The sequence below is a fragment of the Singulisphaera photorubra genome, assembly GCF_045290345.1.
Classification (GTDB): Bacteria; Planctomycetota; Planctomycetia; order Isosphaerales; family Isosphaeraceae; genus Singulisphaera.
In genome coordinates this window covers 1,835,812-1,859,669 of sequence record NZ_CP155447.1, presented here as the reverse complement: position 1 = coordinate 1,859,669, position 23,858 = coordinate 1,835,812, and the positions used below count along the sequence as shown (strand labels likewise).

Below are 23,858 nucleotides of genomic sequence, written 5' to 3'. Positions count from 1 at the left end.
GGTGCGCCGTTTCGCCACGCTCGCGCTGTCGCTCTCCCTGGTGCTCGGTCTGACGGCAACAGGTCGCATGTTGTTTGCTCAGGACCCCGAGAAGAAAGACGCTTCGACGCCTGAGGTCAAGCAGGCGGAGACCCCCAAGGAAGACGTCAAGAAAGCTGACGCTCCCAAGGACGAAGCGAAGAAGCCGGAAGCTCCCAAGGACGAGACCCCCGCTCCGATTCCCCCGGAGGTCGAAGCCAAACTCGAGGCCGCTCGTCGCGCCGTGGCCGAGGCGATCGTTGCCGCCCAGGATGCCGGCTTGGTCCAGACCTCGATCGACCCGCCCCCGATCCTCGACATCCTGATCACGGGCCGCGCCACCGACGAGAAGGCGATCAAAGATCGCACCGGCGTGAGCACCGAGGTCTTCGGCGCCTGGTTCACCAACTACGGTAAGCCGATCGAAGGAATCAACGCGCAAAAGGACGTCCGGATCCATCCCCCCACCAAGGGCCTTCAGACGTTCTACGACCTCCGCGCGAGCATCCTGAACAAGCACATCAAGGCCGTTCGCGATGCCCAGGCGGCTGCTAAGCCGAAAGAAGAGCCCAAGAAGGCCGAAGAGCCCGCCAAAAAAGAAGAGATGAAGAAGGAAGAGCCCAAGCCCGCTCCGGCCGAAGAGCCCAAGAAGGAAGAAGCCAAGAAGGAAGAGCCCAAGAAGGAAGAAGCCAAGAAGGAAGAGGCCAAGCCCGCTCCGGCCGAAGAGTCCAAGAAGGAAGAGGCCAAGCCCGCTCCGGCTGAAGAGCCCAAGAAGGAAGAGGCCAAGCCCGCTCCGGCTGAAGAGTCCAAGAAGGAAGAGGCCAAGCCCGAAGAGCCCAAGAAGGAAGAGGCCAAGGTCGAAGAGCCCAAGAAGGAAGAGGCCAAGGTCGAAGAGCCCAAGAAGGAAGAAGCCAAGTAATCTTCGAGTCTGAATCCCCGAGAGAAGGGATACCCCGCCCTCTCCGCCGCCCGGCGTCCGATGGACCCAGGGAATGCGGAGGGGGCGGATTTTTCTTGAGGAACAAGCCAAACCTGACCAGACCAGAACGGAGCGGCGATTTTCGATCGCTCACGGAGGCCCCAGGTCTCCTCGCTCCGAGCGATGGCTGGCGATCTCAATTCGGGGCCTCCCTTCTGCCAGCCGAGTGGCTCGCGCCAGGCGACCCGAATCGAGTGACGATCCCTGTTTGCTTCGAACGCGTGAAAGAGAATGACCGCGGCCCCGGCCCTTCTTTTCTCTTGATTCTATTCCGAACCGACGTCCTTCGCTGAGTGAGGCCGCCTCCGTGACGCCGACCGCCCTGAATAAGGCGACGACGATTCTCTTGACCCTGGCCTGCGAAGCGGCCAGCCGTTTGGGAACGATGGGGATCCTGATCCTCCCCGAAGGCCCGATGAACTGGGAGGCGATCGCCGCCCTGGGCAACGGCTGCCGGATCATGATCGCGGAATCCTCGGAACGGCACCTCAAGGCGATCACCGAATCCGGCATGATCGCGATCGAGGTGGATGAAGCCTCCGAGTCCGCCATCACCGAGCGGATCACCCTGGCCCTGATCGAGGCGGTGGCCAACGACCAACTCACGGCCGGAGCCCGCGTGGTCGTCGCCTACTCGGGTTTCGAATCCGAGACGCTCGACTCGATCACCGTCGTTCGGCTCGGCGAGCACCTCGAACAGCTCAGCTCGCGCGACCTCCGAGCGCTGGAGACCTCCGTCCCGTTCGAGACGCTCAAGGCGGTCGTCGACGTGGCCGTTGAGATCGGTCGTGAGGGGCGCGAAGGCAAGACCGTCGGCACCCTCATCGTCGTCGGCGACGTCCGCAACGTCCTGAGCCGCACCCGCGCCCTCGGGTTCGACCCGTTCAAGGGCTACAAACGCAAGGAACGCAACCTCCGCGACCCCCGCGTTCGCGAGGCGATCAAGGAGATCGCCCAGATGGACGGCGGCTTCATCGTGGGCCGCGACGGCACCGTCGAGTCCGCCTGTCGGATCATCGACGCCCCCAACTCCGGCCTCACCCTTCCCAAGGGCCTGGGCACCCGCCACTGGGCCGCCGCCGCGATCACCAACGTCACCAACGCCCTGGCCGTCGTCGTCAGCCAGTCCACCGGCACCGTCCGCCTCTTCCAAAAAGGCGAGGTCATCCTCCGAATCGCCCCGATGCAACACGCCCGCGCCATGAAGTGGCAAGACGCCGAGACCGAACCCGGTCCCGGCCGGCTCGAAAAGTCGAGTTGAGCGGATATTGCTGTTGTGACTGGAATCGAGGTGCGTGAAGGTAAGTACAAAGCCGGCGACCGAGGGCCGTGCGTTGCCTGTCGATCCACTGGCAAGATTCTTGACGGAGGCAACACGGAGGGAATTCTCCTTGTCGCTGGTCACCTGGAAGAAACCGCCCGGTCAAGAGAGCCTCTGGTCTCGTAACAATTCGGGTTCACTAACCTCGTAACGATTCGGGGCCATTGATAAACGTCTTCGCCGATCTGGGGCTTGAGGATGCCGATGAGCTTTACGCTCGGGCACAATTGGGATTCCACGTCCACAAGCTGCTTGCGGCCAGGGAGCTTAAGCAACGGGAAATCGCGTCCCTGCTCGGCATCAAGCAGCCGGAAGTGTCGCATCTGATGAACGGCCATTTCAGCCGGTTTACCACAGCCAAGCTGCTGGAGTTCCTGAAGCGGCTCGATCAAACCGTTTCGATCCGCATCCGCCGGCACCGGCCGGGGGAGCCGTATCAGGAAGTCGGCTTCGGGTTGTAAACGGCACCCTGAAGACCCCATCCAGTCGTGCATCCATTCCGAATTCGCGGCTGCTCGATCTTGCGGAACGGCTGGAAGGGGAAGCCAATGGATGAAGGCGAGGAAGGGTCGATGCATTGCCCCTATTGAAACGTTGAGCCTTTTGGCTTAACTTGGGGTAATGTCCCCCTAGGCCAATGCATGTTCCGTAAGCATTCAAATACAAGTAAAATGCCAATACCATTACCAAAGCGTGAGTTCACCAAGAGCAAGATGTCGATGTATCTCCGCACGCTTTGTGAACGTGAACTCTATTTATCGCTCTTCTCAAATAACCCTAGCGCGTTGGAGAAAGCAGGTATTCCAGTGCCGTTGAAGTCACGCCCTGGCGTGCAGCTTATCACGGCTTCTGGACGCGAGTTCGAATACGAACAATTCAATGTGCTGTGCAGCGCCCTGCCGAGCAATGTATTCGCCAAGAATAGCGGGACAGCGCCAGTCGATCTCTCGGAAGCGTTATCCACGATTACCGCGCCGACGCTGATCCTGCAGCCTCAGATCGAACCGGAACATTTTCGCGATCTTGCTCTTACTAATATTGGCGTCGCGAAGGATGATCTGAAGTACATTCCGAAAATGTCTGGCTTGCGTCCGGACGTTATCTTCGCCGACGTTCGGCGTGATAACGAATGCGAAATTATGCCAAATGGAACGCGTCGTCAACTTGCGGACGATGACAAGCGCATGGCGTTGTCTGTGATCGACCTGAAAAACATCACGGAGGCAAATGCCAGTTATTCCGCCGAGGTCTGCCTTTACGCGATCTTCGTCGCCAACTGGCTGCACAATGAAGGCAAGACATTTCTGGGGAAATACTTCGTATCCGAGCGCATTTACCTATGGCGACATATCGAAATGCCAAACTTCACGAAGATTCTGAGCACGAAGGAAGGTGGAAATCATGCCAATCGCTTGAAAGCACTGCGTCAAGACTTGGACGATGGTAGTGTGCCTTTCCTGATTTACATGCCCAGCGTGCGAAAGTTCTTCTGCGAAGATTTGCCTCGTGTCGTGCGGCTTGGTGATTCCGAGGGCTGGAATGCCGTTCCATACCATGTGAATCCACGATGCAGTTCATGCGATTGGCTTGGAAACCGAGTCTGGCTATCGGATGATGATCGCAAGCACTTCGATGCACACAAGGACAACTACTGCACACCTGCAGCGGAGAAATCCGACCATCTTTCAAAGATGGCGTCCCTAACGAAAGGCGCAAGCGGCGTTTTATTTACCGGTGGTCATCAGAAGGTGGCCAGTTTGGTTGGCATTAAGGCGGAAGCGCCGGTTCTGCGCAAGCACTCGCTGCTGAAACAAGACCGTGGGCAGATTTCACATCGCGCTGAATCGATCAGCACCGGCAAAGTGACGGTTGATGGCGTCTCGAAAGTCGGAGGCCTCGCAAAGTGGCTTGGCGCCGAGTTCGACATCATCGTCAATTTTGATTCGGGTTCGGGATTTCTGACGGGCATTGCTATTCGTGGAACGCTTTTTTCACCTTACGGCTCGAAGTTTCCGGCCACGGAAGGCAAGGAGTCCTCGTCGGTCAAACCACTGGGAGAGGATGCGTTTGTCATCAACAAGGATACCGCTGTTGCCGAGTGGGCAGCGATTCTGTCGTTCATTGAACGCTTGGCGGATTGGATCGAGGAAGGCGGCAAACAATTCACTGCAAACGGATTTGGCACACTGCACACCCAGATTTGCTTCTGGGAAGTTCGCCAATATGAAGAGCTTTGTAACGCGTTTGGCAGGCACTTGCTGGACATCCTCGACCTACAAAATCGTTATCAACGGGCATTGGCGTGGCTCTTTCCACCAGATGAGCTATTAGAAAAAACTGATCACCTTTGTCCGAATATTGTCTTCATTCGTGACATCATTAGTGGCTCCGTGCGATTGCCGCAGTTTTTCGCCACCACGCTTCTCGGCACGGCGGAGCATTACCACCATGCGCGGTTGCAACCACGTAAGGTGGATAACTACTATTTTGAGCCTCTCGGCGACGCAATTCCGCGCGAACGCATATTCGAGATTTGGAAATCCACCACGGGCACAGTCCGTATCTTCGGGAAAACTAGACCGATCAATGAAGCAATTACACGTTACGGCAATGTCCTCCAGGCTCACGCCTGGGCCCTTGGAAGTGTAACTGCACGCCTACGCATTGATCTCAAAGCCGCCATCAGCGGTAATGCGCCGGAACTGTCCATGACCATTCCCTCCGGCATGACAGGCGTTGCTTACGACTCGAAGCTGTGGGACCGCTGGTCGCAGGTTTCAGCGGCGGTCGCGAAGACCGAAGCACTGGGTTCGTTCATTGCTCGGGCTGAATCGCTTGAAGCCGCCTACAAGGCAATCGTTCTTACAAGACTGATCAAGGATCACGGAAATAATACGTTCGAGTTTGCAGTCAGCGAGGATTCATCCGAGGCCAAAATCGAAGAAGGCGATAGTTGCACCGTGGGCATTGTCAGTTGGCCAGGGTTCCCCTTGGCCAATGGCAAATCACTCAACCTGGAGCTTGAGCCAAATCTGTCCTTCATTCCGATGCACAAAGTAATAGCTGCTTACATCAATAGTTTTGATCGGGTGAAAAAGCGGCTGATAGTGACGCTGAGCGCAAAGTGGCACGGCGTTGACGCACAATTCAACGCTGTTATGTCTAACGGAGTGCTTCCTATTGGCACGGAGCCCATTTATCTGCTCGAAGGCTTACCTTTCGACGACTCGAAAACCGTTACGGCCATATTGAAAACAATCGGTACTCCACGGTGTTCGATTGCGGCCCCTGAGGCACTGACCGCCATGGGCACCTCTGCCGCAAAAAGAATCCCAAAGGGCACCGATCCAGACACCCCAGTTGCTGAACTGCTTTGGCAGGCGAATAAGCTGGCAGCCAAAGTGCTCAGAACCAATCAAGATGTCGAGGCCATCGTTACTTTCGCCAAAACGGCCAACAAGCACCCACTCAATCCTAGTCAGATTGACGCTGTCCGGTCGTGTGCCAAGCACCACCTGACGATTGTCTGGGGTCCCCCCGGAACCGGCAAGACGGATACACTCGTAGCTTTCGTACACTCGGTCATCCGTCAAAAAAAGGCAAAGAAGATCCTGATTGCCGGTCCAAACTACCGGACGGTTGAAGAGTTGTCGGAGCGTCTGGTCAAGAACCTTGAAGATGATGCTGCAGCCGCATGCGATTACTATTGTCTTTACTCGAAATCACGCGAACCAAAACCCCTCAAAACGCATGCAGAACACCTGAACCTTAAGAGTCAAAAACAGAATGAGCGTAGCAGTCCTAAATCAGGGTAGCTACGCTCATTAAGTTAGGGGCTCTAAGGCGATTGTTCGAGATGATGATAATCCTGATTACCAAGAATTGGTCACGAACCTTCGCGACGGCAGCAAGCTGACAGTGATTTCAACAACAGCCCACATTGTACACCAGGTGACGAAGTCCGCGGGCACGAAAGATTCAATGGTGGATGAAATCTTCGATCTTGTTGTACTGGACGAGAGTTCGCAGATCCCGGTCACGCTTGCATTGAAGCCTTTGGCTGCACTGAAGCCTGATGCCCAGATTATTATCGCCGGCGACCACAAACAGATGCCGCCAATCCAGCATCTCGAACCGCCAAAAGGCGCCGAGCACCTGGTGGGCAGCATTCAGTCGTATCTCATACGGCGGTTCGGCATCAAAGCGGTGCCCTTACTGCTAAATTATCGATCCAACAAAGATCTCGTCGAATATGCCCGCATGTTGGGTTATCCGTCGGACCTGCAAGCAGCATTTCCAACCCGCGATCTTCAGTTGCTGCAGCCTCTTGAGACAGTGACCACGGCTATGCCCCCCGGCGTTCCAGCGACAAATGCTTATAGCGAACTTCTAAGGCCTGAGCGGCGCGTTAGCGCGTTTATCCATGAGGACGCGACGTCGTCGCAGGCCAACGAGCTAGAGGCTGGGCTTGTAGCGGGACTCGCTTACGCGACGCGTCAAGTCATGGCAAAGGAACTCAACGAGGGCAAAAACACGACAAAGTCCGCCTATACGGATGATGATTTTTTTAAGTCTGGAATCGGGATCGTAACGCCACACAAGGCGCAGAAAGCACTTGTGATTCGAAAGCTCATCGAACTTTTTCCAAAGGCAAATCCAGAGGCCGTATTCGAAGCCGTCGATACTGTTGAGCGATTCCAAGGTAGCGAGCGAGACACCATTATCGTCTCGTATGGAGTCGGTGACACCGACATCATCGAAGGTGAAGAGGAATTCTTGCTTCAGTTCGAGCGTACCAATGTTGCCATTTCGAGAGCCCGCGCCAAGTGCATCGTCCTGATGCCCAAATCACTCGCGTATCACCTTCCTTCCGACGAAAAGGCTGCGGAAACATCCATCGCGATCAAATCGTATCTCGAGGAATACTGCGGCCATCGGCAACCGATTAGTGTCGAATTTGATGGTGAGAAACGAAATGGCGAAGCACGCTGGCACTGATTTGACAAATGAACATGCATGAGAATTAAAAAACATGTTCGCGTACCGAAAAGAATTTGCATTTAATGCGATCTGCCCGTATTACACGATGTTTCCGCTGGAATTTCCCATGCATCACTTGAGCAAGCACAAGGCGCAGTTGCCGACCGTGTATGATCCGTTCTGCGGACGTGGAACAACGATTTACGCCGCCCGCAAGTTGGGTTTGCGCTCATATGGCCTCGACATATCTCCAATCGCTGCTGCTATAGCGCAAGCTAAACTCGCCAGTGCCAAATGGGAGAACGTCGTAGCGCTGGCGGAGAAGTTAGTCGCCAGAACCCCTAAGAATGTCCCAGAAAGCCCGTTCTTTGGACAAGCCTTTTCCAAGAAGACGCTGTTGCAGATTTGCAGCCTTCGTGAAGGCCTGCGTGTAGAGAAGGAAGTAACAGCTGAGTCCGCCATCCTAAGAGCCGCCGCCTTAGGCTGCTTGCACGGGCCCTTGCCGACTGGTGACGGAACCCCAAGCTACTTCTCCAGCCAAATGCCGCGAACCTTTGCAACCAAACCCGATTATTCTGTCAGGTATTGGCGTGACCGTGACATGTCGCCTCCGAACGTGTCAGTTGTCGGAGTGCTTACGAAGAAGCTCAAGCGGATAACGGATTTGAATGCCGAATCACCCAGCCATTTTCGGAACGTAAAATGCCTGGATGCACGTAAGGCAACGTCATTCGGCAGGATTAGAGGCCCAATTGTCACTATAACATCTCCCCCTTATTATGGTATGCGTACATACGTACAGGACCAATGGCTGCGAATGTGGTTTTTGGGCGGCGAAGATGAGGTAGACTACGAAAATCAGAACCAGCTTTGCCACAGTGGCCACGAACGCTTTATCAAAGATTTGGCCAAGGTTTGGGCCAACATCGGGAAGCGTGCGCAAGACGAGGCACATCTGTACGTTCGCTTCGGCAGCATTCCGTCAGTTAAGAGCGACGCGAAAAAGTTACTGAATGCATCTCTGGAAGAAGCAGGTTATTGGAAAGTAGTTTCCGTCCGAAATGCGCAAACATCACATTCCGGCAAGCGTCAGGCCGACTACATGGGGCGTGATTCCGATCCCGCCATTGAGTTTGACTTCCACGCGGTGCTCAACTGAGTTCGCACTAAGCGAGAAATAATTATCTGACCATTGAGTGTGCGTCCGGTGAACCCCTTCTTGCGGCCCATGTTACGATCGGAGCATGGCCGAAAGGGGGTGAACTATGGGCCGAGTGGCAGGTTCGGGCAAGGGTCGGGAGCCGTACTGGCGACTGGTTCTGGCCCGGTGGAAGCAGGGTGGACTGTCCGTCCGGGCGTTCTGCCTGGCTGAGGGCGTGAGCGTACCGTCGTTTTATTGGTGGCGGCGGGAACTTCAGCGGCGTGATCAGCCCAAGCCCGCATTTCTCCCCGTACATGTGCTCGCCGACAAGACTGAGTCGCCCGCCGGGAGCATCGAGATCGTGCTGGCCAACGGACGCTGCTTGCGGGTCGGGGCCGGGTTCGACCCTCAGACCCTCGTGCAAGTCGTTGAACTGCTCGAAGCCGGAGAATGGTCATGGTGAGCTTGTCTCCAACCGTCCGGTTCTGGCTCGCGGCGCAGCCGGTCGATCTGCGAAAATCGTTCGACAGTTTGGCGGCCCTGGTCCGCGAAGGGCTCCAGGGCGATCCGCTCTCGGGAGACGTCTTCGTCTTCCGCAACAAGGCCGCCGACCGCATCAAGCTCTTGATCTGGGAGGAGGACGGATATGCGATCTGGTACAAACGATTGGAAGTCGGCACCTTCCGCTTTCCGCCGTCTCCGGAGGCTCAGCCCCGCGTCGAGGTCCGCGCTGCGGACCTCGTCATGCTCCTCGAAGGGATCGATCTTTCGAGTGTGAAACGCGGCAAACGCTATCACCGACCCGTCCCCAGAGCCACGGTGTGAGTCTCCGGCCGACCGCCGCGTTTTTCCAAAGAATCATCGAATAACATGAGAACCTCATGCGTCTAAAAGTGCATGAGCGAAGACGCCCGCCTCATCACCTCTGAGACCCCTGCCGATCCCACGGCGACGTTGCCCAGTGATCCCGCCTTCCTCCAGCAGATGATCATCGAACTGCTCGCCGCCCTCCGCGAAACACGGCGCCAGAACGAGGAATTGCAGCATCGCCTCGACCTCCTTTTGCGGCGGCTCTACGGCCCACGCACCGAACGCTTCGACCCCAATCAACCGCTGCTTATCCCCGACGCCTTCGAACCGCTGGCCCCGGAATCCGAACCCTCGGTCACCGGCGACGCGGTCGCACCTGAGCCCGAGCCGGGTGCGGCCCCCGCGAAGAAGACACGATCTCACGGCCGCAGACCCTTGCCCAAGAACCTCCGCCGCGAGCCTCGGGGCTATGAGTTGACCGAAGCCGAGCGCCGCTGTCCGCAATGCGGCGAGACCCGAGCCCAGATCAGCGCAGAACGCAGCGAGCAACTTGACTATGTGCCGGCGACCTTGTTCGTGGTCGAGCACGTGCGCTGCACTTACGCCTGCCCGCACTGCGAAGGTCAAGTCGTCACCGCCGGCAAGCCAGCCCAGCCGATCCCCAAGGGCTTGCCTGGACCGGGACTGCTCGCTCATGTGATCACGGAAAAGTATGCCGATCATATTCCACTCCATCGCCAGGAACGCCGCCTAGCCCGGCAAGGGGTGGAGCTATCACGCTCAACCCTCTGCGACTGGATGGCCGGCGCCGCCCAAAGTCTCGAGCCGCTCTACGACCTGATGAAGACATTGGTCCTGTTGTGCGGCACGATTCACACCGACGACACGTCGGTGAAGCTGCGGGACTCGGAGCGAAAGATCAAGGCCTTGGCCCGGCTCTGGATCTACTTCGGCGATTATCTGTATCCTTACAATGTTTTTGATTTCACGAGGAGCCATAAGCGAGACGGCCCGAGTCTGTTTCTCAAGGGTTTTCGCGGTTATTTGCAGGCTGATGCCTTCAGCGGCTACGACGGCATCTACGCGGGCGGCAACGTCGTGGAGGTGGGTTGCAACGCCCACGCCCGCCGCAAGTTCGTCGAGGCGCAGAAGACGGACCTAACGCGAGCGAGTACGGCCCTGGCCTACTACCGCCAGCTCTACGCGATCGAGAAGCAGATCAAAACAGAGCTCGCCAAGCTGCCTGAGGACGCCAACGAGCCGACACGGGCCGCGATTCGGCTACGGGTGCGCCAGGAGCGGGCGGTGCCAGTTTGGGAGAGCCTCGAGAAGTGGCTGAAGGAGGAGCGACCGCAGGTGCTCCCCAAGAGTCCGATGGGAGGGGCGATCGGTTACATGAAGAACCACTGGGAGGCGTTGAAACTGTACACCAGTTCGGGCTACCTGTCGATCGATCACAACGTAGCCGAGCAACATATGAAGACAATCGCGACTGGACGAAAAAACTGGCTTTTCACTGGGAGTGAGACCGGCGGGAAGACCATGGCCGTGCTGTTCAGCGTCGTGTCGAGTTGCCAGCGTCACGGTCATGACCCGTTCGTCTACCTGCGCGACGTGCTATCCCGATTGCCGGTGCTTCCCAAAGAGAATCTGTCCGACCTTCTCCCCGACCGTTGGTCGCCTCCCCAAGCCGCCGATCCTGCGGCGACCCCAGAGGGTCCCATCGCCGACGGTTCCCCGAGCTGACAACGGCTCCCGCCGGCACTCGAAACGCGGCGCGCTCCCACCGCGGTGTTCGGGCCAGGCTCGACACGGGTTCGAGAGCGCGTCGCGTCTGTTGATGCCGGATCATGACACTGCGTAGGATCCCGACTGACGGCCACCACAGTAGCCGAGGCCCCTCGGCCAATTGCCAAGGGGGACGTGGTCCGCCGGACGCACACAGATCGATCGCCGAGCCGCCCACCCGATCATCGGCTCTCCGCCCTTCCATCCTCAGCGGCCCCGGGCTGGATTCGATCAACAACCCAGGTTCGCCGAGGCCAAAGGCCACTGATGTCAACTCTACCCTGCTCCCGGCGAGAACAAACCGTTTAAAAGAGCTTGACGAAGGGTTTCATCTGAGCGCATGCTTGGGGCCAATCCCATCGTTAAAACTGGCCATCAGGACAGAGGTTTGTGATGACCATCCTTTCCTATCACAAGGTGTTGGCCGTTCGACCCGACTCATCCGGGGGGCCTTCAACACCGGGCCGAAGCGGCTCGATCGGCACGAGGGCCGCGCTCTTGGGGCTCATCGTCGTTCTGGTGGCAAGTCTTCAACCCGGCCCTGACGTGGGGGCCGACGAGACGGCGGGGGGGGCAAGAGCCGTCGAGCGGTGGGTCGACGCGTTGAAGGGACAGGATCCGAAGGCGCGTGCCGAGGCAGCCCAAGCACTCGGACTCATGGGTCCGCCGGCCAAGGCCGCGGCGCCGGCGTTGGTCGAGGCCTTGGGGGACAGGGATGTGCGGGTCCGGGTCCGCGCGGCCTCGGCGCTGGCCCGGATCGGCGGCCCCTTGAAATTGGCCCTGCCGGTGCTTTTGGAGGCGCGCAACGTCGACGACGATCAGGTCCGGGGAGACGCCGAGTCGGCCTGGGAGCAAATCAGCCCCGGCATTCGGGCGACCGTACGTTCCATGCCCGATCTGCCTCAGCGGAATAACGTTCAGGGGCACCGGAAGGTCGTCGTTGCACTCGCCAAGCACGGTCTGAATGCGGTTCCGTCGCTGGTCGATGCTCTCGAGCTCGAGCACACGTCCCGATCGGGCTCGGGAATCCCCCTGACTCCGGCCCCCGGCTTCAATAGTTTTTCCCCATTCTCAGTGAACAATTCCGCCAGGCTTCAGACCAACACGCAGGTCCGCGCCGTCGCGATCGAGGCGCTTGGCAAACAGGGTCCGGACGTGCTCCCCACCCTGCTGGCGGCCTTGCAGGATCGGAACCCGTCCGTCCGTGAAGGGGCCACGCAGGCCCTCGGCCTGCTCAAGCCCCTCGAGCAAGCGGCGATCTCCGCCCTCGTGCGGGCCCTTCAGGATCGGGACGCCTGGGTCCGCCAGGAAGCGGTTGAAGCCCTCGCCAAGGCCGGCAAATCGTCGCCGGTCGCATTGGCGGCGCTGGGCGAGGCGCTCGGACACAAGGACACCATGGTCCGCCGCGCGGTCGTGCAGACCCTGGCGCCGACTCGTGGCGATCCGTCGGAAACCACTTACTTCGGGAGTGGGATGATGGTCATGACCAAGATGGCCGCCCTCCCGGTGAATCCGGCGATCCCGCCGCTGGGCGCAAGCCTGGGCTTGATCCAGCCCTCGATCGTCCCCGCATTGATCGCGGCCCTGGACGACCCGGACTCCTACGTCCGCCTGAAGGCGGCCGAAGCTCTCGCCCGGGTGTCCCCGCCAGTCCAGGGGAGCTTGCCGGCGCTGCTGTCGCATCTGACGGATCGGGACGAGAGCAGCCGCCAGATGGCCGGGCACAGCCTGGAGAGTCTGGGCCCCCGGGCCAGGGAAATCGCCCCGGCCTTGCGCGAACTCTTATCGGCGAAGGCCCCAGCCGTTCGCATCAGTGCCGCCCGCGTGCTCGCCCGCGTCGACCCCGAGGCAAAGGCGGTGGCACTCCAGACACTCCGCGAGGTGCTCGACGACGATGAAAAGGAGACAGTGTCCCAGCTCAAAGCCGCCGAGAGCCTCTGGGACCTGGGGCATGCGGACGTGGCCATCCCCGTGCTCGTGACCGCGCTCAGCGACGGCAACGGGTCGAGCAATGTCAGCAACCAGGCCCGGCAGATCCTCCAGCGGATCGGGCCGGCGAATAAAGAGGCGATTCCCGCACTTCTCGAAGCTCTCAAGGAAGCTTCCCCGAACACCGGCAGTCAAGTCCTCCAGATCCTTCAGCGGTTGGGCTCCGCCGCTCGCGATGCGGCCCCGGACCTCATCGCGCTGACGACGTCGAAAAACTTCAATCTTCGCGAGCAGGTCTTGCAGACCCTCCGGCAACTCGGCCCCCTCCCCAAGAAGGTCGTCCCCCAGATTCTCGCGGCCATCAAGGAGAGTGACCCCAACTTCCGCAGCCAGCTCATTCCGCTGCTCGGCCAGTTGGGTACCGAGTCGAAGGCCACGATCCCCGCCCTGGTCGCGATGCTGAAAGAGCCGGCCCAGAATGTCCGGCTCCAGGTCCTCCAGGTTTTGCAGCAGATCGCCCCGCAGGCGCCCAAGGAGACGGCCACGGCATTGGTCGAAGCGGTGAAGGGCAAGGACGCCAACGTCAGCACCCAGGCCACACGAATGCTTGAACAATTGGGTGCCAATGGGGAGACGACGGCCACGGCGGTGGTCGAGTTGCTGAAGGATCCGCTTCCCGCCAACCGCCTCCAGGCCACACGAATCCTCAGCCAAATCGGCCCCGCGGCAAAGTCGGCAACCCCCGCGTTGATCGACGCCCTTCGCGATAAGGACAACTCGGTTCGCGCCGGGGCCGTCCAGGCGCTGGGAAAGATGGGCCCGGAGGTGGTGGCGGGACTGGCCTCGTCGCTGAAAGAACTCCTCGAAGATGCCGATCCCACGGTGCGGATCAATGCGCTCACGATCCTGACGACAAACCTCGGGAGCAAAGCGACGATCAGCGACCCCTCGTACCTCGAGTTCGCGAAGGTTCCTGAGTTGAACCTCGGCGAGGCACCCATCGAGCTATCGGACGACTCCCATCCGGACGTCCGCCTCCAGGCCATCCAGACCCTCGTCCGACTCGGCCGCGACCGGGCGATCGTCGCCGCGTTGATGGACCGATTGGATGACTCCGATCGGCTTGTCCGGCTCCGGGCGGCCCAGGCCCTCGCCTTCGCTCCGGACGGCTCGGACGAGGCCAAGGCTGGCCTCCGGGTGCTGGTCTCGTTATTGAAAGAAAATCACCCTGACATCCGGTCCCAGGCGGCGGGAACTCTGGGGCATCTGGGGACGCGGGCCAGCGCAGAGATCCCGGCGCTGACGGAGCGACTGAAGGACTCAGAGCTTGCGGTCCGCTACCAGGTCGCATTGGCCCTCTGCCAGATGGGTACGGTGGGGCGGAAGACGGCGACCCCGGTGCTGATCGAGGCCGCCAAACAGGGCGAACCGAGCGTCCGCCTCGGCGCCATCACGGCGCTTCGGCGGATGGGCGCGGCTGAGAGCAAGTTGACCCTCGCGACGCTCCTGGATCTGCTCAGGTCTTCCGACTTTTCTCTCTCCAGCCAGGCCGGCGACCTCCTCGCCCAGCTCGGTCCGCTGGCGAACGCGGCGATCCCCGAACTGACCGAGATGCTCAAGGACGAGAACCCAAGTTTCCGCTCCCAGGCCGCGCGAGTGCTCAGCCGTCTGGGTCCGGCGGGAACGAAGGCCGCTGCCTCCCCCCTCGTCCAGATGCTCGGGGAGGACGACGCAAACAGCCGGAACCAGGCCATCGGAATGATCCAGAGTCTGTCGGGAGCCGACCTGAGTCCGGCCGTTCCGTTCCTCATTGAGATGATTGGCACGTCCGATCAAAACGCCCAGAGCCAGGCGGCCCAGGCGCTTGGGCAGATCGGCCCCGCGTCGAAGGCAGCGATTCCCGCGTTGAGGGAGATGCTGGAGAACGCCCAATCCGTCTACCGCCTCCAGGCGGCCCAGGCCATCGTGCGAATCACTCCCGGCCAGGACGAGCCGTTCCTCCTCGACATCCTGGTGGGGTTACTCCACGACAGCCAGGCGTACGTTCGCCTCCAGGCGGCCAATACGCTGATTCAGATGGGACCGGCCGGGTTCAAGCGAGGCCTGCCAAGCCTGCTCGAGATGCTGCAATCTTCCCAGCCATCGTCCTACTACCCTTCGCTCCAAAGCCTGGGACAACTGAGAGGCGCCGAGGCCAAGCAGGTCGTTCCGACGCTCATCGCCCTCCTCGACTACCCCGATGCCACGCTCCGAAACCAGGCTGCCAACACGCTCGGGCAGATCGGCGCCGAGGCGAAACCGGCGATCCCCGCACTCGCCGCTCAGCTAGCGAAGACCAGCGATCCGTCATTCGGCCCCACCCTCGCACGGACGCTCGGACTCCTCGGTTCCGAGTCCGTGCCGGCGTTGACCGCGGCATTGAAAACCACCACGGGAACGACCCAGATCCTGGTCATCCACACCCTCGGGCGGATCGGGCCCGCGGCCGGCCCCGCGGCCCCGGCGCTCATCGACCTACTCGGCAACGACGACGCTTCCCTCAGAGCCGCCGCCTTCACCTCCCTGACGGCGATCGGACTCGACGCTGTCGCCCCCTTGGCCGCTCGCCTGGGCGACGACGACGCGCCTGGCCGCCTGCTCGTCGTTAAGTGCCTCGGCCGGCTTGGATCCGGCGCGAAGGAGGCTGTCCCCGCCCTGACCCTCGCCCTGAAAGACAAGGAGCCACTCGTTCGCGCGGCCGCGGCCGGCTCCCTCGACCTGATCGACGGCGACCGGCAGTCTGCCATCATCGGTCCGGTCCTGGCCGCGTGCCTCACGGACGACAACGTCAGCGTGCGCCGGGCCGCGGTCGCGGTCCTCGCCCGGCTCGACCCGCTCCCCCCTGCTCTCGTCCCCGACCTCGCCGCGGCCCTCAAGAACGAGGACGGCTTGACCCGGTTGCACGCGGCCACAGCCCTCGCCCGCCTGCCCGAGCAATCGGACCAGGCGGTCGCCGCGCTCGCCGACTTGCTGGACGATCCCCTCGTCCGCCTTCGCTCACTCGCCGCGCTCGACCAACTCGGCCCGGCGGCGAAGGGAGCGGCCCCCAGGTTGATCGAGCGGCTGAATGAAGCAAACGACGGCCCCACCGCCGGAAAAATCGCGAGCACCCTGGCCCGAATCGCCGGCAACTCGGCGGTCGACCCCTTACTCAAGACGTATGCGGAAAGCGACTTGGGGTATCAACCGACGATCATCGCAGCCCTGTCCCAGACCGGCGCGGCGGGGGTCGCCCCCCTCACCCGCATGCTCGCCGACGGCAAGGCCGAGATCCGAGAACAGGCCGTCCGATCCCTCGGGACGATCGCCCAAGACGTCGAGGCCGCAAGGCCCGCACTTCAGGAGGCTCTCAACGACAAGGAACCTGCCGTTCGAGTGGAGGCCGCGATCGGACTGGCAAAGTTGGGAGGCGAGACCGGCGCATCGGCGCTTCCGACTCTCCTCGCCACGGCCAAGGCCCACTCGGATCCCGACCGCCTCCGCGCCATCGAGGCGCTCGGAAACCTCGGCCCCGCGGCCGTCCCCACACTCACCCTGGCTCTGAAGGAACGCGGTCTCGTCCGCCTCCGCGCGGCCGAGGCCCTGGGCCGGATCGGCTCACCGGCCGAGAAGGCCGGCCCGGACCTCGAGCAGGTCCTGAACGATCCCAATCCCCAGACCCAGGCCCGAGCCGCGATCGCGCTCTGGGAAGTGGCTGGTGACGCCAAGGCGGCCGTCCCGGTGCTCATCGAGGCCCTTCGCACACCGGCCCTCCGCCCTCCCATACTCCCAAACACCCTCGCCTCCTCCTTACGCAGTTTCACATTCGACGTTACCACTACCGTCTGGACCAACCCCGGCCAAGCGGCACTTCTCCCCGTCCCCCCCTTGCTCCGCCTCGAGATCATCCAGGCCCTCGGCCGGATGAAGAGTCAGGCGAGCGAGGCCGTCCCCGCGCTCCGCGAGGCCACGAAGGAGGCGTCCCCCGCGCTCCGCCAGGCGGCCGCCGAAGCGATCAAGACGATTGAGCCGGCCGGCACGACCGGTCAGGAGGTTCGATGACGATGCGACTGTCCCCCCTGGAAGGACTCGACCCGGCCGAAGCCTGGGCTCCTTGGACACCATCGCCCAGCGATCCTTGGGACCGCAAGTGGGCCGGACATCTCTACCGCCGCGCCGCCTTCGGCGTCTCCTGGCCCGAGCTTCAGACCGCCGTGGAGAGCGGGCCCGAAGTCACGATCGATCGGCTCCTCAACGGGCGTGAAGGGCACGACGACTTCGACCAGCTCATGGACGAGCTCGGTCCCGACAACTCCCGGTTCCAGGTCCAAAACGGCAGCGAAGCGGAACTCCAGGCCTGGTGGCTCCATCGGATGGTCCACACGATGCATCCGCTCCGCGAGCGCCTGGTCCTCTTCTGGCACAACCATTTCGCGACCAGCATCCTCAAGGTCCGCCGTTCTGCCCTGATGATACAGCAGAACGTCCTGATCCGCCGGAACGCCCTCGGCAAGTTCGCCCCTTTCCTCCTGGAGATGAGCCGCGACCCGGCCATGTTGATCTGGCTCGACGGCAACAGCAACGCTCGCGGCAAGCCGAACGAGAACTACGCCCGCGAAGTGATGGAGCTGTTCACCCTTGGGGTCGGCCACTACAACGAGACAGACGTTCGCGAAGCGGCCCGGGCGTTCACGGGCTGGCACACCGACGGCCGGAAGTTCGTCTTCAACCGCTTCCAGCACGACGACGGCAAGAAGACGTTGCTCGGCCAGACGGGCGACTGGGACGGCCCGGACGTCGTCCGGATCGTGCTCGAGCAGCCGGCCTCGGCTCGCTTTCTCGTCCGCAAGCTCTACCGATTTCTCATCAGCGAGGGCGAGCCGCCTTCCGACGCCTTGCTGGAGCCACTGGCCGCGCGGTATCGCGCCTCGGGCTACGACACCGCCGAGCTCGTGGGGACCATGCTTCGCTCACGGCTCTTCTTCTCGGAGCACGCCTACCGCCAGCGGATCAAGAGCCCCGTCGAGTACGTCGTCGGGATGCTCCGCAGCCTGGAGGCGAAGGCGGAGACTCCGTCCGATTTTGTGCTGCGACGCCAGCAGCCCCGGCTGATGGACGGGCTCGGTCAGGCCCTCTTCGCCCCTCCCAATGTCAAAGGGTGGGCCGGGGGCGAGGCCTGGCTGAACTCGGCCACACTCCTGGCCCGCCACAACCTCGCCTGGAAAATTATCCAGGGCACGCAGGGCCCGTTGGGAATCAAGACCAACCCGCCGGCCCTCGTCCGCAAGTACACATCCTCCTCGTCACGCGACGCCAAGGGGGAGGTCAGCTTCCTGCTCGGCCTCCTGCTCCAACCGGCGGAGGGGGAAGTGGACGAACGGGTGAACCGGAAACTCGTCGAGTTCCTCGCCCAAGACAAACCGAACGCCGCGCCCTCCGAGCGTCGCGTCCGCGAAACCATCCATGCGATCCTGCTGATGCCCGAATATCAACTTTCTTAAATCATAAAGACCGGAGCCACAGCCATGTTGACCCGTCGACGATTCCTCGAGCGAACCCTGCAAGGTTCGTCGCTCGTCGCCCTTGGACCGACGGTCCCCGGCTTCCTCGCGTCGGCGGCCCAGGCGGCGGAGCCCGGGAAGGACAACATCCTGGTGGTTGTCGAAATGACCGGCGGCAACGACGGTCTGAACACGGTCATCCCCTACGCCGACGACCTCTACCACGCCGCGCGTCCGACGCTCCGACTTTCCAAGGAGCAAGTCGTCCGCGTCGACGATCACATCGGCCTGAACCCGGGGATGCGGAGCTTCGAGAAGTTGCTGTCCGACGGCCGCCTCGCGATCGTGCAAGGGGTCGGATACCCCAACCCCGACCGGTCGCACTTCGAGTCGATGGACATCTGGCAGATGGCCGACCCCCAGCGGAAAACCGGCGGCGGCTGGCTCGGCCGGAGCCTCGACTCGGTCCGGGTCCCGGCTGGCCAGATTCCCGGCATCCACGTCGGGACCCAGCAGCTCCCGCTGGCCATGCGAGGCTCGGCGACCGGGGTGCCCACGATCCACCCGAGCAAGCCTTACGACCTCGAACTCGCCCTCCAGCTTTCGAATCCCTACGGCTTAGGCTCTATTGAGGTTACTACCACGCGACTCGGCCGTTCCGCTGAGCCCGTCCCCGATAAACATCAGGCCGAACGCCGGGCGCTGATCGAGGACCTCGCGAAGCTCTCCCCGGCCCGCGACGACATCCATCAGTTCGTCCGTCGGACCTCGCTGCAGACGTACGCCACGATCGAGGATTTGCGAAAGGTCACCAGCAGCGACCGCACCAACAGCCAGCCCAGCTTCAACATGGGAAACCGCAACGCGGAGTTGGCGAGCAACCTCACCCTGGTCGGCAACTTGATCGCGGCAGGGTTCGGCACCCGGATCTTCTACCTCTCCCTCAGCGGTTTCGACACCCACGCCAGCCAACTCCAAGAGCACCAGCAACTGCTCCAGCAACTGGCCGACGCCGTCACCGCCTTCTTCACCCAGCTCGACCGCTCGGGGCACTCGAAACGCGTCGTGCTTATGACCTTTTCCGAGTTTGGTCGCCGCGTGCAGGAGAACGGCAGCCAGGGGACCGACCATGGCGCAGGCTCGTGCCTGTTCGTGGCCGGACCAGGCGTCAAGGGGGGCGTCGTCGGCGCCCACCCGAGCCTGGCCGCCGACCAACTCGACGCGGGCGACCTGAAACATCACACCGACTTCCGCCGGGTCTACGCCTCGCTGCTCGGCGACTGGCTCGCGTGTGACAGCGCCGCAGTTCTCGGCGGAACCTTCGAGCCGCTCCCCCTCCTCAAGGGAATCTGATGGTCCGAGCGCCATTCGAACTGCCAGGCTCAAATCCGGAGAAGAGAATCGATCGTCAGGTCCGAGTGCCGTAACCGGCACTCGGCCTGACGGTGCAATGTTGACATGATGATCCAAGCCGTGAATGGGTGGGCCGTGGTCGTGCCCGCCCGGCTTCGGATGCCTCCTTGCCGCCTCCGGCGTTCCCTCTCGTACGCAGGCGATGCCGGAATCTTTCGTTGGCATCGCATTCGTGCGTGAATCGCGAGGCAAACGGGGCCGAGCATGTTCCCACCCCACCCCACTTAACCATACTTCTGCTTCCACTCCGCCTTCATTCGCGCGTAGGCGGGTTTCGCCTCGGCACGCTTCCAGGCGTCATAGAAAATGGTGGCGCTCAGCGCCTTTTGGGGGTCGCCGGTCCCCTTCTCGAGCTGGTGTTTGTCGCTGAGATCATACTTCCGGCCCCCTTTGTAATTGGCATAGCGTCTGGCTCGCGTGAAGCCCATTTGCAGGAACTTCCGTGCCATATCCGCACCGACGAAATCTCCTTGCCTGAGGTATTTCAGGAATAGCTTGTAGATGGCTCTGCTGCTGGCCCTGGCGATCTCGGGGGTCTTGAACCTCCAATGGCCCACCAGCTCGCCCTTATAGGGTTCACAGATCAGAACACCCTGCTCACCTTTGCCGACGCAGTATTTCTCGGGGTTCTCCCGATAGTCCACATTCTCCCGCCATCGATATCTCGACCGATCGAAGTCGTGATCGCTCGCTTTGTCCATGCTCGTCTCCCCTGAAGGCCCAAGCTAGCAACTCCTGAGCCGACGTTTACGGGCGAGATGGGTTCGGGATCACCGCCGATTTGGCGCACTGTTTGCCTTGTTCCTTCCTCTCCGGAACGAGATTCCTTCCACACGAAATTCCTTCGGAATCGACCCACCCAGGGAGAGGCGACTCGCATGGCCAAGCGGAAAGATGACTCACGCAAGCCGGCATCAAGTGCCGCGGTTGGCGCCGAGGTGACTATCGGCAAAGGAGGCGAGACTCACCAGACGGCGGGCGGCGATAGGCCGGTGCTCACGACGCAGCAAGGCATCCCCGTCGCCGACGACCAGAACTCTCTCAGGGCCGGTGTCCGCGGCCCGACCCTCCTGGAAGACTTCCACCTCCGCGAAAAGATCTTCCACTTCGACCATGAGCGCATTCCCGAGCGAGTCGTCCACGCTCGGGGTTTCGGGGCTCACGGCTACTTTGAGAATTACAAGTCGCTCGCCAACGTCACCCAGGCCGACCTCTTCCAGCGAGCAGGCGAGAAGACCCCCCTCTTCGTCCGGTTCTCGACCGTCGCCGGCAGCAAGGGATCGCCCGACCTCGCTCGGGACGTCCGTGGCTTCGCTGTGAAGTTCTACACCCAGCAAGGAAACTGGGACCTCGTCGGCAACAATATCCCCGTCTTCTTTATCCAGGATGCCATCAAGTTCCCCGACTTGATCCACGCCGCCAAGCCCGAGCCGGATCGCGGCTTTCCCCAGGCACAGACCGCCCACGACAATTTCTGGGACTTCATTTCGCTTTCGCCGGAAAGCATGCACATGATCATGTGGATCATGTCAGACCGGACGATTCCTCGGTCGTTCCGGTTCATGGAAGGGTTCGGCGTCCACACATTCCGGCTCGTGAACGCCGAAGGGAAATCGACCTTCGTCAAGTTTCACTGGAAACCGAAGCAGGGTCTTCAGTCGGTGGTCTGGAATGAGGCGGTCAAGATCAACGGGGCCGACCCCGACTTTCACCGCCGTGACCTCTGGGACGCCATCGGGGCTGGCGACTTCCCTGAATGGGAGCTTGGTCTCCAGCTCTTCGACGAGGCGTTTGCCGAGAAGTTCGAGTTCGACATCCTCGATGCCACCAAGATAATCCCCGAGGAACAGGTACCGATCACGCCCGTCGGCCGGATGGTCCTCGATCGCCGGGTCGACAACTTCTTCGCCGAAACCGAGCAAGTGGCCTTCTGCACGCAGAACATCGTCCCCGGGATCGATTTCAGCAACGACCCGCTCCTCCAGGGGCGAAACTTCTCCTATCTCGACACCCAGATCAAGCGACTCGGCAGCCCAAACTTCACGCACATCCCGATCAACGCCCCGAAGTGCCCGTTCGCCCACTTCCAGCAGGACGGCCACATGGCCATGCACAACCCCAAGGGTCGGGTCAACTACGAGCCCAACTCCTGGAGCGGCGGTGGCCCGCGCGAATCCCCTCAGGGCTTCCAGTCTTATCCAGAGCCAGTGGAAGGCCCGAAGGTCCGCGCTCGCTCCGAAACGTTCGCCGACCACTACAGCCAGGCGCGGCAGTTCTACATCAGCCAGGCCCCTATCGAGCAGCAGCATATTGGGAACGCCCTGACGTTCGAGTTGAGCAAGGTGGAGACTCCGGCAATCCGCGAGCGAATGGTCTCGCACCTGCTGAACATCGACGCCGGCCTCGCCGAGGTCGTGGCCAAGGGCCTCCGGTTGAAGGCGATGCCCAAACCGGCCACGGCCGCAAAACCGACCCGCCAAGACCTGAAGCCGTCGACGAAGTTGAGCATCATCAAGAACGGCCCCAAGAGCTTCGCCGGCCGCAAGGTCGGGGCCCTCGTCACCGATGGCGTCGACGCCGAGATCCTCGCGGCCCTGGGCCAGGCACTGAAGGCCGAGGGGGTCACGCTCAAGCTGATCGCGCCAGAGGTCGGCGGCGTGAAAGACTCGGCCGGAACCTGGCACGATGCGGACGAGAAGCTCGAAGGGGGCCCCTCCGTGCTCTTTGACGCCGTGGCAATCCTCCCGTCCAAGGAAGGGGCTGCGCTGCTGACCACACTCCCCGCTGCCCGCGATTTCGTTGCGGACGCGACCGCGCACCGAAAGTTCATCGCCTATGCAGCCTCCGCCTCACCGCTCCTGGAGAAGGCGGGCGTTGCCCTCGACGAGGGATTTATCCCGCTGAAGACCGCCGCTGACTGCGCTGGTTTCGTGTCCGCCTGCGGCAAAATCCGGTTCTGGGACCGAGACGCCGCCGAGCGGTAAGCCATTGGGCCGGGGGCCGAAAACCCCCGGCCCTCTTCCGCATTTCGGACGCCCAGTCGAAGGATCCATCATGATGAAACCGACTCGACGATCCATCCTCTCCGCGATCGGCGTCACGCTTCCATTCGGCCTTGGCGCCACAATTCCGTTCGGCCTTGGACCCAGCGCTCGCGCTTCGACGATCCCGGCGGCGCCGGTGCTCCGGTTCCGCTCGTTCGAGGAGGCCGTACGCGAGGCCTTCGCGGGCGGAACTCCTGCGAAGGCCGGGGTCGGCCAGCCTTTCCCCTCGCGTCGGATCGAAATCGGTCATTCCGAGCAAGTCCGAGCCGGGGTCCAGGGGTGCCACAATGACCGGCCTTTCGGGGGCTTCCCCGCGGGCCATCTGAGAGTCATCCGGACCGGGTCCGAGCCGGGGCCCATCTGGCAAGGAGTCCGGCTCTATGTCTCGACGGTCGACGTCGCCCTCACCGGCGGACTTCGCCCAGGCGAGCCCAGCCGGCCCCTCGATTTTGCCTCGTTGCCCCCCGCGCCGACATTTTCGTGAGCCGTCTGGCTCGGTATCAATCGTCTGGAGGCAATCACCTCTGAAGCCGGCGTACACTGGTGCAATCGCCCGCAAACCTTCGCCCAACAAATTCCCGCATTAACTAATGGTCTACAGACATATTCCTGATTAAAGCATAATCGCCATTCACAAAACGCGTGCATACCGATTCTCTCCCGCTCTCCGACCTGATGCGGGAAGTTCGGCGTAAAGTCCTCGAGCCCCGCCAGGTAGTTGGCGGGTTCCGATGAGAGAACGCCGAAATCCGGCAACAGGTCGGCCACCGGAAGGCGATGCACGCTCGGGCCGAGCGACTCGAAGTCGAACAGCTGCGCGTCGAGAATCGCCCGCTCCAAGACCGACACTTCGGTCGAAGGAGCGAAAAAGGGTTGGGCCAGGAACGGTCCCATCGTCTCGGAGGCGATTCCCCGC

Annotated in this window: 15 protein-coding genes; 14 read left to right on the top strand and 1 reads right to left on the bottom strand. The window is 61.6% G+C overall.

Annotated elements, in window-relative coordinates:
* Window position 1 precedes the first annotated feature (1 nt).
* From V5E97_RS07290 to V5E97_RS07235, 12 genes are all read left to right on the top strand, one after another.
* Window positions 2–937, top strand: a complete 936-nt coding sequence (locus V5E97_RS07290) for a hypothetical protein (RefSeq protein ID WP_406698657.1) — start codon at window positions 2–4, stop codon at window positions 935–937.
* 367 nt (window positions 938–1,304) lie between these two features.
* Window positions 1,305–2,258, top strand: coding sequence for a DNA integrity scanning protein DisA nucleotide-binding domain protein (locus V5E97_RS07285; protein WP_406698656.1), 954 nt, complete (start codon window positions 1,305–1,307; stop codon window positions 2,256–2,258).
* Window positions 2,259–2,482: 224 nt separating this feature from the next.
* On the top strand, window positions 2,483–2,779 hold the full coding sequence (locus V5E97_RS07280) for a helix-turn-helix domain-containing protein (protein WP_406698655.1): 297 nt from the start codon (window positions 2,483–2,485) through the stop codon (window positions 2,777–2,779).
* A 258-nt stretch (window positions 2,780–3,037) separates the two neighbouring features.
* Window positions 3,038–6,133, top strand: a complete 3,096-nt coding sequence (locus V5E97_RS07275; RefSeq protein ID WP_406698654.1) for an AAA domain-containing protein — start codon at window positions 3,038–3,040, stop codon at window positions 6,131–6,133.
* 166 nt (window positions 6,134–6,299) lie between these two features.
* Window positions 6,300–7,316, top strand: coding sequence for a DEAD/DEAH box helicase (locus V5E97_RS07270; RefSeq protein ID WP_406698653.1), 1,017 nt, complete (start codon window positions 6,300–6,302; stop codon window positions 7,314–7,316).
* A 34-nt stretch (window positions 7,317–7,350) separates the two neighbouring features.
* Window positions 7,351–8,457, top strand: a complete 1,107-nt coding sequence (locus V5E97_RS07265; protein ID WP_406698652.1) for a DNA methyltransferase — start codon at window positions 7,351–7,353, stop codon at window positions 8,455–8,457.
* A 106-nt stretch (window positions 8,458–8,563) separates the two neighbouring features.
* Window positions 8,564–8,902: an IS66 family insertion sequence element accessory protein TnpA gene (gene tnpA / locus V5E97_RS07260; RefSeq protein ID WP_406698651.1), complete on the top strand. Its 339-nt coding sequence runs from the start codon at window positions 8,564–8,566 to the stop codon at window positions 8,900–8,902.
* On the top strand, window positions 8,896–9,264 hold the full coding sequence (gene tnpB / locus V5E97_RS07255) for an IS66 family insertion sequence element accessory protein TnpB (RefSeq protein WP_406698650.1): 369 nt from the start codon (window positions 8,896–8,898) through the stop codon (window positions 9,262–9,264). The genes tnpA and tnpB overlap by 7 nt, the downstream gene beginning before the upstream one ends.
* Before the next feature lie 72 nt (window positions 9,265–9,336).
* On the top strand, window positions 9,337–10,995 hold the full coding sequence (gene tnpC / locus V5E97_RS07250) for an IS66 family transposase (RefSeq protein WP_406698649.1): 1,659 nt from the start codon (window positions 9,337–9,339) through the stop codon (window positions 10,993–10,995).
* A 435-nt stretch (window positions 10,996–11,430) separates the two neighbouring features.
* Window positions 11,431–17,046 (top strand): HEAT repeat domain-containing protein, encoded by a 5,616-nt coding sequence (locus V5E97_RS07245; RefSeq protein WP_406698648.1) that lies wholly within the window; start codon window positions 11,431–11,433, stop codon window positions 17,044–17,046.
* Window positions 17,043–18,485 (top strand): DUF1800 domain-containing protein, encoded by a 1,443-nt coding sequence (locus V5E97_RS07240; RefSeq protein WP_406698647.1) that lies wholly within the window; start codon window positions 17,043–17,045, stop codon window positions 18,483–18,485. Before V5E97_RS07245 ends, V5E97_RS07240 begins: the two co-directional genes overlap by 4 nt.
* Before the next feature lie 24 nt (window positions 18,486–18,509).
* Complete coding sequence (locus V5E97_RS07235) at window positions 18,510–19,838, top strand: DUF1501 domain-containing protein (RefSeq protein ID WP_406698646.1); 1,329 nt, start codon at window positions 18,510–18,512, stop codon at window positions 19,836–19,838.
* Window positions 19,839–20,122: 284 nt separating this feature from the next.
* Here V5E97_RS07235 and V5E97_RS07230 read toward each other — a convergent pair whose 3' ends face one another.
* Window positions 20,123–20,599, bottom strand: a complete 477-nt coding sequence (locus V5E97_RS07230) for a DUF4385 domain-containing protein (protein WP_406698645.1) — start codon at window positions 20,597–20,599, stop codon at window positions 20,123–20,125.
* A gap of 177 nt (window positions 20,600–20,776) precedes the next feature.
* Here V5E97_RS07230 and katE point away from each other — a divergent pair, with 177 nt between their 5' ends.
* Window positions 20,777–22,882, top strand: a complete 2,106-nt coding sequence (gene katE / locus V5E97_RS07225; RefSeq protein ID WP_406698644.1) for a catalase — start codon at window positions 20,777–20,779, stop codon at window positions 22,880–22,882.
* A 70-nt stretch (window positions 22,883–22,952) separates the two neighbouring features.
* Window positions 22,953–23,426 (top strand): hypothetical protein, encoded by a 474-nt coding sequence (locus V5E97_RS07220; protein WP_406698643.1) that lies wholly within the window; start codon window positions 22,953–22,955, stop codon window positions 23,424–23,426.
* Window positions 23,427–23,858: the final 432 nt, after the last annotated feature.